General features: G+C 38.4%; 11 protein-coding genes. 4 read left to right on the top strand and 7 right to left on the bottom strand.

Annotated elements, in window-relative coordinates:
* Positions 1 to 9 precede the first annotated feature (9 nt).
* Positions 10 to 579 (top strand): Crp/Fnr family transcriptional regulator, encoded by a 570-nt coding sequence (locus LPB89_RS18735; protein ID WP_230703197.1) that lies wholly within the window; start codon positions 10 to 12, stop codon positions 577 to 579.
* A 97-nt stretch (positions 580 to 676) separates the two neighbouring features.
* Positions 677 to 1,645 (top strand): zinc-binding alcohol dehydrogenase family protein, encoded by a 969-nt coding sequence (locus tag LPB89_RS18730; protein WP_230703196.1) that lies wholly within the window; start codon positions 677 to 679, stop codon positions 1,643 to 1,645.
* A 66-nt stretch (positions 1,646 to 1,711) separates the two neighbouring features.
* Here the strand turns inward: LPB89_RS18730 and LPB89_RS18725 are convergent, their stop codons facing one another.
* The 7 genes from LPB89_RS18725 to LPB89_RS18695 form a co-directional block, all read right to left on the bottom strand.
* The gene (locus LPB89_RS18725; protein ID WP_230703195.1) at positions 1,712 to 3,700 is read right to left on the bottom strand and encodes a glycoside hydrolase family 97 protein; all 1,989 of its coding nucleotides are present in this window, start codon (positions 3,698 to 3,700) and stop codon (positions 1,712 to 1,714) included.
* Positions 3,701 to 3,770: 70 nt separating this feature from the next.
* Entirely contained in the window at positions 3,771 to 5,060 is a 1,290-nt protein-coding gene (locus LPB89_RS18720) for a cellulase family glycosylhydrolase (protein ID WP_230703194.1), read from the bottom strand.
* Positions 5,061 to 5,200: 140 nt separating this feature from the next.
* A complete protein-coding gene (locus tag LPB89_RS18715) occupies positions 5,201 to 6,433 on the bottom strand; it encodes a glycoside hydrolase family 26 protein (protein ID WP_230703193.1) in 1,233 nt (410 codons plus the stop codon).
* Positions 6,434 to 6,459: 26 nt separating this feature from the next.
* Positions 6,460 to 7,650 carry an AGE family epimerase/isomerase gene (locus LPB89_RS18710; protein ID WP_230703192.1) on the bottom strand — a complete coding sequence of 397 codons (1,191 nt, stop codon included), beginning with the start codon at positions 7,648 to 7,650 and terminating at the stop codon, positions 6,460 to 6,462.
* Between the two features lie 6 nt (positions 7,651 to 7,656).
* On the bottom strand, positions 7,657 to 8,847 hold the full coding sequence (locus LPB89_RS18705) for a glycosidase (protein ID WP_230703191.1): 1,191 nt from the start codon (positions 8,845 to 8,847) through the stop codon (positions 7,657 to 7,659).
* A 28-nt stretch (positions 8,848 to 8,875) separates the two neighbouring features.
* Positions 8,876 to 10,267, bottom strand: coding sequence for an MFS transporter (locus LPB89_RS18700; RefSeq protein WP_230703190.1), 1,392 nt, complete (start codon positions 10,265 to 10,267; stop codon positions 8,876 to 8,878).
* Between the two features lie 88 nt (positions 10,268 to 10,355).
* Positions 10,356 to 11,498 carry a glycoside hydrolase family 26 protein gene (locus tag LPB89_RS18695; protein ID WP_230703189.1) on the bottom strand — a complete coding sequence of 381 codons (1,143 nt, stop codon included), beginning with the start codon at positions 11,496 to 11,498 and terminating at the stop codon, positions 10,356 to 10,358.
* A 302-nt stretch (positions 11,499 to 11,800) separates the two neighbouring features.
* Between LPB89_RS18695 and LPB89_RS18690 the strand changes: the two genes are divergently transcribed.
* Both LPB89_RS18690 and LPB89_RS18685 read left to right on the top strand, forming a co-directional pair.
* Positions 11,801 to 12,679 carry an AraC family transcriptional regulator gene (locus LPB89_RS18690; protein WP_230703188.1) on the top strand — a complete coding sequence of 293 codons (879 nt, stop codon included), beginning with the start codon at positions 11,801 to 11,803 and terminating at the stop codon, positions 12,677 to 12,679.
* A 312-nt stretch (positions 12,680 to 12,991) separates the two neighbouring features.
* Entirely contained in the window at positions 12,992 to 16,159 is a 3,168-nt protein-coding gene (locus LPB89_RS18685) for a TonB-dependent receptor (protein ID WP_230703187.1), read from the top strand.
* Positions 16,160 to 16,170: the final 11 nt, after the last annotated feature.

Below are 16,170 nucleotides of genomic sequence, written 5' to 3'. Positions count from 1 at the left end.
AATGCTCCCATGTTTGATCATCTTAAAAATAAATTCCCCATAGAAGACCATAAATGGGAGCGTTACCTCAATTGTTTCAACAAATTGGAGCTTCCTGCCAAAACTGTTCTTTTAAACGAAGGCGAAATTTCAGAACGGATTTTCTTTATTGAAAAAGGCTGTGTGAGATGCTGGTTTAACAAAGATGGAAAAGACCTTACCATGCAATTTTTTTTAGAAGGCGGAATGGTCGCTTCTATTGAAAGTTTCCGAAAGAAAATCCCAAGCCCCGTGACGATCGAAACGATTGAACCCAGCATTTTATGGTATGTCGACAAAAAAGAGATGGACCGCATCCTCAACGAATTAATTGAAATTCCGGAAATACGGGAAAAATTTATAGACATTCTTTTTGAGCGTACTTTCGATTATATGAAACATTTTGTCTCTTTTATAAAAGATTCACCGGAACAGCGCTACCTGAATATCTTAAAAGAAAAACCACAGTTAATTCAGCGTATTCCCCAACATTATATCGCTTCTTATCTTGGAATAACTTCTGTTCACTTGAGCAGGATAAAAAATAAACTGCTTAAATAAAACCAATCTGCATTTGATAACAAATGTTATCGTCCAACGATTTACTGCAGACTAATTTTGCTTCATAAAACTTAAATAACACTTAAAAATTTAAAATATGAAAGCAGCAGTAGTTTATAAAAAAGGAGAATTACCACAGTATACTGATTTCCCAGATCCCATTATCGAGAATGAAAATCAGTTATTAATGAACGTTAAAGCCTCGGCAGTTAAGAATTTAGACAAAAACATAGCAAGCGGAAAACATTACTCGGCAGACGACAAAGCAACAGCAAAAGTGGCTGGAGGCGATGGTGTGGGTTTTCTGGAAGACGGAACGAGAGTTTATGCCTTAGGCGTGACCGGAATGATTGCGGAAAAAGCCATTGTGGATAAAAATAAAATGGTAAAAGTTCCCGAAGATCTTGACGATTGTACAGCAGCAGCATTACCCAATGCGGTCGCGGGTTCTGCCATGGCGTTGCGATTTAGAGCCGATATTCAGAAAGGAGAAACGGTTTTAATCAACGGCGCCACTGGAGTTACCGGGAAAATAGCGATTCAGCTGGCGAGGCATTACGGAGCAGAAAAAATAATTGTGACCGGAAGAAAGGAAGAAACCTTAAAAGCCTTATTGGATTTAGGTGCAGATGAATATGTACTATTGATGCAGCCTGATGAAGACTTTATAAAACACATAAAAAAGATTCACAGTACGGCACCAATTGATATTATAATCGATTATTTGTGGGGACGTTCAGCGGAATTAATTCTAAAATCTTTGAAAGGGGATGGCTCCTTTACGCCTAGAACGAGATTTGTTTCTGTGGGTTCTTTAGGCGGAGATACGATTCAGTTATCGTCAGAAATTTTAAGAAGTGTCGATCTTCAATTGTCAGGTTCAGGTTTCGGAAGCTGGACGAAAATGGAAATGAAACAACTGATAACAGAGATTTTACCCGAAATGTTTGAACTGGCGGTATCGAAAAAGTTAGTGATTGAAACCATTTCTATCGCTATAAATGACATCGAAAAAGCCTGGGATATGCCTCTTGCTGACGGAAAAAGATTAGTTGTTACAATTTAAAAGTGTAATTTTTAATCACAAACATCCAGAGAATCGCGCTTTTTACGCCTCTGGATGTTTTTGTGCTTAATTTTTCAACTGAATAATTGCAGCCAATCCACCGCCCGGTGCTAAATGATATTTTAGTTTTGTGTTGGAGTCAACTGTAATGATTTCTCTTTTGTAATCTGTCGCTGCTTTATCGGCATTCAATCCGTCGGAGAAAATTTCAGCTTCGAATTTTTTACCTTTTTCAAGGAAAGAAAAATCAACTGTCAGCTCTCTGGAATCCCAGTTGGTAATAGCCCCTAAATACCAGGTTTTGTTTTTTCTTCTCGTGATTGCTACGAATTTTCCAACTTCTCCGTCTAAAGCTACGGTTTCGTCAAAAGTGGTTGGGGTTTTGGCTATAAAATCGGTGCTTTCCTGTTCCTTCATATAAGCCGTCGGGCTATCGGCCATCATTTGTAAAGGTGCTTCAAAAATAGTGTACAAGGCCAGTTGATGGCATCTGGTGCCCTGACTCATTGGGTTGGAATGACTTGGTTTGAATTCGTTTTTTGTGGCATTACGCATCGCACCCGGCGTATAATCCATTGGGCCGGCCATCATTCTGATAAACGGAATGGTGCAGTCGTACGTTGGAACATCGTCATTGGGTGTCCATTTGTTATTTTCTAAACCTTTTACCCCTTCAAAATTTAGGATATTGGGAAAAGTACGCTGAAGTCCCGTTGGTTTATACATGCCGTGAAAATCCAGAAGCAAATGGTGACTGGCTGCTTTTTGGGCAATATCATAAACTGATTGCACCATTTTAGCATCGTCACGATCTAAGAAATCAACCTTAAATCCTTTGATTCCCAAATCGGCATAATTCTTTAAAATTCCGTCCGTATTTTTAGTCAGTGCCATCCAGGAACTCCACAAAATAATTCCCACATTTCGTTCTTTTCCGTACCCAATCAAAGCTTCGAGATCCACATTTGGGTTGTGTTTCATAATGTCTTCTTCGAGGCTCCATCCTTCATCCAGAACCACATATTCTACTTTGTTTTTGGAGGCAAAGTCAATGTAATATTTGTATGTTTCCGTATTAATCCCGGCTTTAAAATCAATGTTATAAATGTTCCAGTCGTTCCACCAGTCCCAGGCTACTTTTCCGGGTTTTATCCAGCTGAGGTCTTTTATTTTGGTGGGTTCCGATAATTTCTGAACCATATCATTATTAGCCAAATCACTGTCGTTTTCTGAAATGACAACAATTCTCCACGGAAAATTTCGGGTTCCTTTTGTCTGAACCAAATAATCAGCTCTTTCGGTAATTAATCGGTTGATGTTGTTGAATCCGCCATTCTTTTCCTGTAAAGGATACCTGGAAAAACGACTTTCAAAACCGGATTTCGACGGGTTATGGGTTACAAATAATCCCGGATAATCTTCCAGATTGGCTTCCAGAAATACTGCTTTTTTATGATTTTTATAGTCAATTAAAAAAGGTAAAAATGCCAGGGTGTCTTTTGCAAACTCACTTATTTTTTTGTTTTCATAATGGGCTTCAAAAGACGAAATATAAGGATCTTTCGGGTTTCTTAAATCACGGACATATGGCATTAAAGTAGGATAATCCTGGTCGAATTTCAAAACCACTTCTTCCGATTTTACCGTAATGTCTTTTTTCTTTTTGGTAACAAAACGATAGGCAGCACCATCATCGAAAGCACGGTATTTAATGCTGAAATCATTTTTAAAATTTAAAATCAGCTGATTGTAATTGTTTTTAACCGATTTCTTTTTGTAGAACGGAGCATCAAATGAAGAATTAACTGTTGCTGTTTTTGAATTTAAAACTATCGCATTTTTTCCTAAAACCTGATTTTCGCTTAAAGTCATTGACATTGCCGAAGGCGCCAGAATAACATCTTTTTCATGAGAAATAGTCCAGCTAATTTTATCGTTCACCAGAATTCGGATTTTAATTTTTCCATTCGGAGATTTCAATATAAAGTCCTTCCCCTTCTGTGAAAAAGAAAGATTTACAATCAGGACAAGAAACAAAGTAAATAGTTTTTTCATGCTGTTTTTTTTACCCTATAAGTTATAATAAAAAGCTTGGACTTATATGATCTTATATTACTTATATGATTTAAATTTTTTTAAGTTCTGAATTGTATTTTTTTACAATTTCCAAAGTCGATTTATCGGTCGAAAAAACGGAATTCAGTCCTTGTGGTTCCTGCGGAGGATCTGTTGTCAGAGGATCTCCGGGATTCCATTTCCCATCGGCTGTAACTGCTTTTCCTTCACCGCCAAATCCCCAGAAGTTGGCAGCCTGAAGCGGGCCATTATTCGCCACACTTTCGGCCACGCGACCAAAAATATAATTGTAAAAAACATCTCTGTTGGCAACGGAAGAAGAGCTTAACAGACTTTCGTTTTCTCTTGGCAGGCCAAATTCCTCAATAATAATCGGACGTTTCAGGTTGTTGGCCACTTTTACATGTTTGTCGATATAAATTCCGGCATTTTCAAGCGTTGCTTGCAGCGTTTTTTCTGCATTATCTGCTTTAAACCAACCCCAGTTTTTGGGCCAGATGTGCATGGTCAGATAATCAATATGCGGATTTTGATGTGTTCTTTCAAAAATTTCCATGCTGTCATTCGAACTGTTTAAACCTTCAGAACCGGTAGAAATCAAATGATTTTGATCTAAACTATCAATTAAATCGACAATAGTATTGAGCCAGACTGTAAATTTGGCTTCGTTTTCCGCTGTAAAGGTACGTGGCTCATTTCCAACCTGCCACGCCATAATCGTGTTGTCTTCGGTGTATTTCTTTTTCGAATATTTATTTGTTCTTCCTATGATAAACTTCACATGATTGTTCAAACCTTCCATACAAGGAGCACAACTGTGAAATTGTTCTGTGTACGACATAAATTGCGGCCAGGTATTCGGGGCGATATTGGGAACCGGAATCGGGCCTTTTCCATTCCATTCTAAATACTGCGACATTCCGCCCGACCATTCCCAGTTATTCGTCAAATACAAAACCGCATACATGCTGCGTTTCTTCATTTCATGAAGCAGAAAATCCAGACCGTCAAGCAAATCTTCATCATATTTTCCCTGTTCGTATTGTAAAGCAGGACGAACGGTAAAATCATATTTTCCACCATCAGCACCCACTAAAATCCGCAGGTTATCAATTCCTTCTTTTTTTAACAAATCCAGTTCACGCAGCAATCTTTTTCGGTCTCCGATTTTTTTAGAAGCCAGGAGACTGCCGTACCAATAATTGGTTCCAATATAGGAGTACGGTTGGTTGCCTTTGTAAAATTGAGTTCCTTTAACGGTAATTCTTTCCTGCGCCTGGCAGGCTAGTGTCGAAAGAATTAAAGCGAAACTCATTATTTTGAGGAAATCATTTTTCATAATTTATTTTTTTAGGAGCTATTCCACTCATTTTTTGTCATTTCGACGAAGGAGAAATCACATAGGGAGAGCGACGTACTTTACGGATTCAGCGCATGTGATTTCTCCTTCGTCGAAATGACACGGAGTATACTTATTTTTTATTTTGGTAACTCGTACATCTTAGGCAAAGAATTCACCAATGCCGCTCTTGTTTTTTTACTAAAAGTATTAAAATCTCCCGTATTCGAAACAGAACCATTTGGGACATAATAGCCATCTTTGTTATTGTTCCAAAAAAGCACATAACTCACTTCAATAGTATTGGATGTCAGAGCATCATACAAATAAACAGAAAACCAGTCTTTTACAGGAACAATCGATTCCGTAACGCGATAGCCGGTCTCGGTCAAAGCAGCAATTTTTACTTTGGTTTTGGCTAAATCGGATACTATTTTTAATTTAGAATTGGCCGTGTTCGCTCCCGATTGTCCTTTATTATCGAAGTCGCCATAATTATCCATTCCCAAAATGTCTACGTATTTATCACCCGGATAGCGGCTTAGATAATTGCTTTCCGTGGTATACGAGTTGTCGGGAGAAAAGGCGTAGAGGATATTGTGGACGCCTTTGGTGTTTTTTAGATAATCAACCGTAAACTGATAGCCCTTTTTGTATTCTTCCGGCGTACAAAAGTTCGCGCCCCACCAGAACCAGCTTCCGTCAAATTCATGAAAAGGCCTGAAGATGATCGGAATCAATTCGCCATTAGCTGCTTTCAGGTTAGAAACCACGCTGGCTATTTTATCGAGTTTCTTCTTGTACCATTCGTGATTGGCTCCGCCCGGCAAAATACTTTTGAAGGCGTTAGTTTTTTGTTCCGTTGTCATGTCGGACACATAAAAAGATTCTTCTTTGTTGGGTTCTCTCAGGTGCCAGCAAAAAGTATTGATCATGCCTTTCGCGTAAGCCGCTTTGGTATCGTTTATTATTTTTTGTTCCTGTTGGAAAAACCAGTTGCCAGACTGATTGTTGTTGTTTTTGTCCGTGATAAACATAAAATCGGAGCCTAAAACTGCAGGATCGAAACCGGTACTTTTTTTAATATCGGAATCTCCGCCGGCATCCAAATAGAAGCTGTTAAAAGCATCCTGCTGACCAATAGCGGTTTTGGTTTTGGCGAGTTTCTTTAAATTAAAAAATAAAGCCACAGTTTCTTTGGTCGCATTTGCATCAGCCATGTAACCGGTAACGTTTTTGGTCGTTAAGGGATCACTTTGCGTTGGCGGATCAATGATGATTTCATCGTTGGTGTTTTCGTTATCAGACGAACAGCTGATGACCGTCAACATCGATAAACTTATAAATGCTGTTTTAAGAAAAGTGGTTTTCATGGGTTAGGTAGTTAGGTTAGGTTAGGTTAGTTTTTTATTCTGTGAATAAGTTCTAAACAGGCGCGGCTATTGTGATAGGGACATTTCCAGAAACCGGCCTTATCCTTTTCTATCAAAGAATAGTCGCGGTAAATTCCCCAAAACCATTCTCCGTTTTCAGCATCCAGAATGTGGTTTTTAATAAAATCCCAGTTTTTGAAAACGATGTCTAAATAATTTTCATCACCGGTAATCTGGTAAGCATTGTAAAAGCCAATTAAGGCTTCAGCCTGAACCCACCAATGCTTTTCGGCAACGAGTTCGTTCTTTTCAGCGTCAAATTCGTACCATAAACCGCCATCGGAGTCCAGCCCTTCTTGGGTCACTTCTGCCATCTGAGCGGCATGTTTTTTATAATTAGTGATTAGCGTCTGATCTTCTGAAATTTCGGCACACTGTAATAAAAGCCAGGCTGCTTCGATATCGTGACCGTAGGAGATGACGTCTGGTTTTTCGATCCAGTTTTCATCAAAAAACAAACGTAAATGCCCGGTTTCGGTATTGATGAAATGTTTTTCTATAGTTTGTAAAAGTTCAATAATATCGTTTTGAAGCGTTTTGTCTTTCCAGACTTTAAAGAGATTGGCATAGGCTTCTACGATGTGCAGATGCGTGTTCATCGTTTTCTTTTCGTTAGCATCCTTGTCGCTCAGGCGCAGATCTTCAATTGGCTGCCAGTCTCTTGTGAAAGCTTCCAGATATCCTTTGTTTACCCGATCGTAACTGTGCTTCTGAATTTTTTTATATAAATTAATGGCGATTTCTAACGCTTTTTCGTCTTTGGAAATAACATAATATTCCGATAGTCCGTAAATAGCAAAAGCTAAAGCATAAATTTGATTCTTAGTATCTTTTGGTGTTTTATCAGTATGGATGCTCCAGAACAGACCACCAAATTCGGTGTCGTAAAAATGATTCGACACGTACTCAAAAGCCCTTTGTGCTATTTTTTTATGTTCTTCCTTTTTCGTAACCTGATAACCTGAAGAAAAGGACCATAAGATTCTGGCATTTAACACGGCACCTTTTTCAGCATTTTCAATTCTGTTTTCGGAATGGTCGATCTGTCCGACGAATCCATCATTTTGGGAATCGATTGCGTTTTGGGACCAATAGCTTAAAATGTTTTCAAGCTCTGCTGCTAATTCGGTTTTGAGTTGCTTTAGTTGTACTGACACGATCAATTATATGGCGTTATTTTTATCAATCTGACTGATGATTGTATGGACAGAACCTGCCGAAATAAAAGTATCTTCAGGCGTATTCATGACGTAATCAGTTAATTTTTCTACCGATGAAACAGCCACATGCATTCTCGTGTCTGAGGAGGCGTAATAAATAAAAACAGTTCCGTCAGTATCTTCGATCCAGCCGTTGGTAAATAATACATTCGATACATCGCCCACTCTTTCGATCCCTTCAGGGCCCATAAAATGCCCGGCAGGAACATGGGTGACTTTGGCAATATCATGCAAATCGGTCATGAACATGTATAGCGTGTAACGCAAACCTGCAGCGGTATTTCGAACCCCGTGTGCCAAATGCAGCCATCCTTTTTCTGTTTTGATAGGAGCAGGACCGGCGCCATTTTTTAATTCGTAGATCGTATGGTATTTTTTTCCGAAGATGATTTTTTCGTCTTTTACCACCGGGTTTGCCATATCGTCGATGTAGCCCAAACCAATTCCGCCGCCATTTCCAACATCAATAAAACCATCTTGCGGACGGGTGTATAAAGCGTATTTTCCATTTACAAATTCGGGATGTAAAACCACATTGCGCTGCTGGCCTGTATTCGAAATTAAATCCGGTAACCTTTCCCAATTTACCAAATCTTTAGAACGAACGATACCTGCATTGGCTACCGCCGAACTTGTATCGCCCTTTGGTGCTTTAGGATCTTTTCTTTCGGTACAGAAAATACCGTATACCCAACCGTCTTCATGGTGAATCAGACGCATATCGTACACGTTGGTGTCCGGTTCTTCGGTTTGCGGAATCACACATGGTTTTTCCCAAAATTTAAAATGATCCACTCCGTTTGGACTTTCCGCTATTGCGAAAAAAGACTTTCTGTCGATTCCTTCTACGCGAACGGCAAGCAGGTATTTTTCGTTCCATTTGATGGCTCCTGCATTAAAGGCGGCGTTAATTCCGATTCGTTCCTGCAGGAAAGGATTGGTTTCCTCGTTGAGGTCAAAACGCCAGTTTAAAGGAACGTGCGCTGCTGTAACTACAGGATTTTTGTAGCGTTGGTATATACCGTTTCCGATAGTGTCCTGAGGAGCATTTCTTTGCTCAATCAGTGTGGTATGTTCTTTTTCTAATGCTACTTTTCTATCCTGAAATGTAGTTGAAGTGGCTATTGTTGTCATAATAATCGATTTCTGTATCTGTATTTTTTTAATTGTTGAGGTCTCTTTTTTCGTTTAAATCCTGTTCTATGGTTTGTAATTTTTCTTCGGATAAAGGATAAAACAAAATAAAAGCTACTGAGATAACTGCTGCGATTGCAGGGAGTATACTTAACATTAATTGTATTCCGTTTTGAGTCACTGTGGTTTGCTCTACGTTGGCCTGAAAGCCGTAATAGCCCAAAAGCCATCCGGTTCCTGCACCGCCAATCGTCCATCCGAATTTTTGTGACATGGAGGAAGCGGAAAAAACCAGTCCGGTCGCCCTGCGTCCTTGTTTCCATTCTGAATAATCGGCGCTGTCAGCATACATCGACCAGATTAAAGGAAAAATACAGCCTGCACAAATACTGATCAGCACCTGGAACCCCATGATCAGGAAAATATCTTCTTTTCCGAAGAAATAGAAAATCAGACTCAGAAGCGCTGCCAAAGCCATGGCGCCAAAAAAAGTTTTCTTTTTACCTATTCGGTTTGCAATGGGAGTCGCAATGATAACTCCGATGATATTGGCTGCCTGGCCTAAAACCAAATAAATGGAGGTTGGCGTCATGTGAAAATCAGTTCCAAACAGTGAAAAGTCAAAGTTTATATTGCCGCTTACATAATATTTAAAGTAATATACTGCTGCTCCGTCACGGATGGAATTGAATACCAAGGCACCAATTCCGGCTCCCAGTAAAATCCACCAGGGTTTATTTTTTAGTAAATCTTTTAAGTCTTCCTTTAAATCGTTTTTTTCGTCGGCAATAGGTTTTACCCTTTCTTTCGTGAAGAAAAAGCAACCCCAGAAAAAAGCAGTGGTAATCAAGCCAAATACTGAAATGGTAGCGAGCCATCCCGATTTAGAGTTCAGGCTTCCGCCGAAATAATTTACCAAAGGTTCAATCAGCCACAGCGCCAGGAGACTTCCGCCAAAGGCAAAAACCATACGGTAGGAGGAAAGTGTTGTTCTTTCTTTTCGGTCAGACGACATGACACCCAAAAGTGATGCATACGGGACATTGATTAAAGAATAAATCATCATCATGGCTGAGTAGGTAACATAGGCATAGATGATTTTTCCTTTTTCGTCAAAATCAGGGGTGTAAAAAGTTAGTACTCCAATGACAGCAAAAGGCAGGGCCACCCATAACAGATAAGGCCTGAACTTTCCCCATTTGCTTTTCGTGCGGTCAGCAATGATTCCAACGATAGGATCAAAACAGGAATCCCAGATTCGGGTAATCAGAAACATGGTTCCGACAACGGCTGGTGCCAATCCGAAAACATCGGTGTAGAAAAATAAAAGGTACATGCTGAAGATTTTCCAGAACATTGAAGATGCAGCATCTCCAAGACCGTAACCTACTTTTTCTTTTAAACTAATTTTGTCGTGCATCAGTTATTTTTTAATTGTTGTGGTTTATATTTAGTTAGTTGTTTTCTTTCTGTGTGCTGTTTTTTTTGCACGCAGATCAGGCAGATTTTTAATTCTCAATTTTTAATTTTTTAAGGTCTTTTTCGAATAATGTTTTTTCGAGCTTGTAAAAATCAACAAAATCTTTCTCGCTTGGCTGTCCGGAATACGGAACATAATAATGCATTTTCTGTTCTTTCTCCTGCCAGCCGTGGTTTCTCCAGAGTAAAACATAAGAAATTTTATAGTCTCCAATGGCTTTTAGTAAAGTTCCGGTCCACCAGTTGGCATCAGGAATGGCCTCGTATCCTGCTTCTGCCAATGCAATAGGTTTGTGTTTCTCTAAGCCGATTTCATTTAAGATTTTAAGTTGTTTCTGAACGCCTTCAATAAACTTTTTCCCTTCTTTATCATCATTGTTCTGGTAAGCGTCAAAACTCAGCATATCGACATAATTGTCGCCCGGATAATGGGCCAAAAAGTCTTCTTTAGAATCAAAACTGCCGGTGTTGTAGCTGTAAATTAAATTATGGACCCCTTTTTTCTGCAGGTATTCGAAAGTAAATTTCCAGGCGGCTTTAAATTCTTCCGGCGTGCAATTGCCTTTTCCCCACCAAAACCATCCGCCGGTAAGCTCATGATACGGTCTGAAAAGAATCGGAATGTTTTTTTCTTTATGATCTTTTAAGGACAGGAAGAAAGCTGCCGCTTTGTCTAACCATGAAGTAAATTTTTGATGGTTTTCCCCGCCGGGCAAAATCGTCTTTAGTGAATTTGGCGTGTTGTCCCAGGCACTTTTTCCGGTAGCGGGATTGTCAAAATGCCAGCTTATGGTCGAGATTCCGCCTCTTTGATTGGCTTCCTGAATGTATTGTTTCATTTTGGCAAAAGGAACCCCGTCTATATTATTGCTTTCGTCTTTTTCTAAACCGGCAATGTCCCATCCGTACAGGGCGGGATAATCACCTGTAACCTCTTTTACATCGCTGCGTCCGTCTTCGTATTTCCAGTTTACCCCATACGCCAGATCATCCTGATGGCCAAAGAGGAAACCTTTTTGAGTCAGTTGAGTCAGTTTTTTATATAAGGAAACAGTCTCAGGTGTTGCTTTTTTATCTGAAAGTGACAAATTAGTATTAGTCCCAATACGCTGCGAAGAACAGGAAGTTCCAATGAATACTGAGGTTATGAACATTAAAATATTTTTTTTCATTACGAATAAGTTTGTTTTCAGTATAATAGGCTCCAATTCCTTATTTAATATCCAATCCCGGACTACTTGTTTTTTTAATCGATAATTCACTATGCTTTGCCGGCTAAAATTATTAAAACTTTAAAAAGATATTCTATTAAAAATGATTAATGTTTATTATTAATACTCTTTTTGTAAAAATGATAATTCTATTTTTCAAAGATAAACGGATGTATATCGTATAATTAATATTATTTTATCAATTATATATCATATTATTGCAAATAAAAAAATCAAATACCACTTCTAAAAACCAATTTAAGATGAGTAGTTCCAAGAATTTTTACAGAGAAATTGCGCCGCTTTCGGCCGGAGACAGTTTTTTAGTTTTTGACAGGGTGAAGGATAGTTTCGATTTTCCGGTACATTATCATCCGGAATTTGAGATCAATTTTATCTTAAACGGAAAAGGAGTGAAGCGTGTTGTAGGAGATAACATAGAAGAAATTGACAATGTTGAACTGGTTTTAATCGGTCCGAATTTATATCACGGCTGGGAGTTAAATAAATGTACGAGTAAAAAAATACATGAAATTACAATTCAGTTTCACAACGATCTTTTTCCTGAATCTTTTCTTTCCAGACGTATTATGAATCCGATTCGTGATATGTTCAATCGTTCCATTCATGGCATTCTTTTTTCCAAAAAAGTAGCTGAAGAATTGACGCCAAGATTGGTAAGACTCTCAAAATTAGACGGAATGGATTACTTTTTGGAAATTACTTCTTTATTATATGATCTGGCGAACTCCAGGAATCAGCGATTGCTTTCTACTTATACAGTAGATTATGATACGTTTGATGACTATGATAAAATGAAGCTGGTTTACGAATATGTGCAGAAACATTTTGCAGAAAAAATTACGCTGGAAGATGTTGCCAATGTCGCCAGCATGTCAATTATTTCCTTTAATCGGTTTATAAAAAAACGCACCGGCAAAACTTTTGTCAATTATATAAATGATATCCGTATCGGATATGCGGCCCGCTGGCTTGTAGAAAAGGATATGAGCGTTTCAGAGGTTGCTTTTAAATCCGGCTTTAATAATATTGCGAACTTCAATCGTAGTTTTAAAGCTACTAAAAATTGTACGCCAAGTCAGTATAGGGAAGATTTTTCTGGATTAAAGCGTATTCTGTAGTGATACTTTTTTTGCACAAACAAATATTATTTTTAACGAAATCGTTTGCATTTTCAGCGATTCGTTAATTTTAATTTATAATTCATATTCAAATAGCGGATGTTGATTGCGAATAATGCAATTTTTAACTGAAATTATTTTTATATATGTTTTTTTAAACCGGTATAGTAAAAATATTATCATTAAATGATATAATACTATCGATTTGCTGTTTCCTTCTGTTATAGATTTGTTAAATAATTTAAGAAAATAATAACCAACTCTTTATTGCTTAATTATAACAATACTAATTTAAACTAACCAAACATTATTATGAAAAAACTAATGACTAATTTCATTCATTGGAATGCTAACCACATAGCGGTTCCTTTGATTTTATTTTTGTTGCTGACGAGTAATTGTATTACTGCTCAGGTAAAAGTTACAGGAGTCGTGTCTGATGATAAGGGACTTTCTATTCCCGGAGCAAATATTACGGTAGTTAGTACTAAAAAAACAACTTCAACAGATTTTGATGGAAAGTATGTTATTGATGCTCCCGCTAACTCCAGCATTTCAGTTTCATTTATTGGATATGTTACTCAGACCGTTAATGTAAAAAATGGCGGGCCTGTTAATGTGGTCCTGAGACTTAACGCTGAAGATTTACGTGAAGTATTGGTAAATGTCGGATATAGAAGCCAGAAGAGAAAAGATATTACAGGGGCAGTTTCTTCTGTGTCATCAAAAGATTTCAAGGATTCCCAGCAAGTTACGATCGAGCAGATGTTGCAGGGAAGAGCTGCAGGGGTTGTCGTGACTAATAATTCCGGAAAACCGGGAGGAAGTGTTTCGGTAAAAATTCGTGGAAATGCTTCTTTGGGAGGCAGCAACGAACCTTTATATATAGTAGACGGTATTCCAATTTCGGGTGATGCTACCAGTCAGGCTACGGGAGGAACGATTGTAAGTGGATACATCGGAACCAATACAGGTAGTGTAACCAATAGCCCGCTGGCATTTCTGAATCCAAACGATATTGAAACGATGGATATCTTAAAAGATGCGGCTTCTACCGCTATTTACGGTTCAAGAGCTTCTAACGGAGTGGTTATTATTACGACTAAAAGAGGTAAAAAAGGTGCCGGAAGAATAACATATGATACTGCATTTTCGGTACAGGATGTAACGAGATTACTGAAAACAATGAATTTAAGCCAGTATGCGACACAACAAAATGCATTGGCACAATATTATGGTGTGGCACCGCGTGACGAGTTTGCTGTGCCTTCTGTTTTAGGTAACGGAACCAACTGGCAGGACGAAATATACAGAACAGCCTTAATGACAAGCCACCAGTTATCTTTTTCAGGGGCGAATGACAGCACGAATTATTATGTTTCAGGATCTTACCTGAATCAGGATGGTGTGGTCATAGGATCTGATTTCAAAAGATATACTTTCAAAACTAATTTTGAATCAAAAGTAAAAGACTGGCTGACAATGGGAGTTAACCTGACAGCAGGGATCACCAATCAGAACATTACCATTGAAGGATATAGTGATGGTATTATAGGTACCACTATATTATCTACTCCCGATGTTGCGGTTAGAAATTTAGATGGCAGTTATGCAGGACCTCCTCAGGATGGCTCGCAGGGTGCGTGGATTAATCCGGTGGCGAGTACTTTAATGAATACCAATTATTTAGTACAAAAGAATTTTCAGGGGAATTTTTATTCCACTTTTAGATTAGCGAAAGGATTAGAATACCGTTTCGAATTGGGAGCGAATACCTCGCTTCAGAATTTTGAAGCCTTCCAGCCTACTTATGTTTGGGGAGCTGCTGTAAATAAAGTAAACCAGCTTCAGGAAAGAGCGAATACCTGGTATCAGTTAAATATTAAAAATATGCTGACATACCGATTTTCTTTAGGAAAACACAGCTTTAATTTTATTGGTGCTCAGGAAGCTACAGATGCAACCTGGTTTGGAAACAGTCAGTCTATTGGCGGACTATTAAGTAATGACGTTCATTCTATCAATCTTGGTGATCAGGATACATTAGTAGCAAGTGAATATAAAGGAAGCAATGCCCTGTACTCTTTTTTCGGAACTTTTAATTATAGTTTTGATAACAGGTACAGTATTCAGGGTACCATAAGAGCTGATGGTAGTTCTAATTTTGCCAAAGATAAAAGATGGGGTTACTTTCCCGCAATTTCCGGAGCCTGGAATCTTTCGAATGAGAAATTCATGGAAGGCACGAGAGATTATGTAGACAATATTAAATTCAGGGCGGGTTACGGTGAAACCGGAAATCAGGTTGTTGGAGGAGGCTTGTACCTTTCTAACATTCAAACGATCAAATCGGCTTTGGGTAATTTCTTTACTGCCGGTAATATTGCAAATCCGGGGCTGACCTGGCAGACTGCAGAAGATACCAACTTAGGACTTGATTTCAGTTTGTTTAAATCAAAACTGAATGCCAGTGTAGACGTTTACAGAAAACAATCTTCAGGATTTTTATTTGTACTGCCATTGCCAACGTATGTGACAGGTTTAGAGCAGTATCAGGGTGGTCTGGCTGCGCCGACAGTAAATCTGGGAAGTATGAGAAATCAGGGTATAGAAGCTACATTAAAATATTCAAATAAATTTAGTCCTAATTTTTCATGGGATGTAACGGCTATTTTCTCTAAAAATAACAACAAACTATTAAGTTTAGCCGAAAATTTTGATTTAATAAAAGAAGTTCAGGTGAACGGTTATACGACCAAAACAGTTACTAAAAGTGAAGTTGGTCAGCCAATAGGTCAGTTTTACGGCTATCAGACGGTTGGAATCATCCGTACCAACGAACAACTTGCAAATGCTCCAATCCCTTTTACGGGTAACAAAGCTACAAAAAGTGTTTTGGGCGATGTAGAATATGTAGATCAGAATAAAGATGGGTTAATCGATGAAAAAGATTTGACTTACATAGGGAATCCAATGCCTGATTTTACGTATGGTCTGAACAATACATTCAAATATAAAAATTTAGATCTTACTGTTTTCCTTCAGGGTTCTCAGGGAGGTAAAGTAATGAACTTAACCAGAAGAGCGGCGACAAAAAACCAGCGTCTTTACGAAAATCAACTGGCAGAAGCTGCTGATTTCTGGACGCCTGATAATCCGAACGCAAAATATCCAAGACCTGATGGCGGAGACGGACATCCGAATATTGCCATATCAGATCGTTATGTAGAAGATGGTTCGTTTTTGAGAATTTCACAGGTAACTTTTGCTTACAATCTGCCATCGGATATTCTTTCTAAAACCAAATTAAGTAAACTAAGATTTTATGCAAGTGTTCAGAATTTGTACACTTTCACCAAATACACGGGTTATGATCCTGAAATTGGAGACTATAATCAGAATGCTTTACTGAGCGGAATTGATTCAGGGCGTTATCCTACCAACCGTACCATTACGTTTGGAATGAATGTTGAATTTTAATAAAAACTATT

The sequence above is a fragment of the Flavobacterium sp. ENC genome (genome assembly GCF_020991415.1).
Taxonomy (GTDB): Bacteria; Bacteroidota; Bacteroidia; order Flavobacteriales; family Flavobacteriaceae; genus Flavobacterium.
Note: the sequence above shows the minus strand (reverse complement) of the source record. Positions and strands in the feature narration are given on the sequence as shown.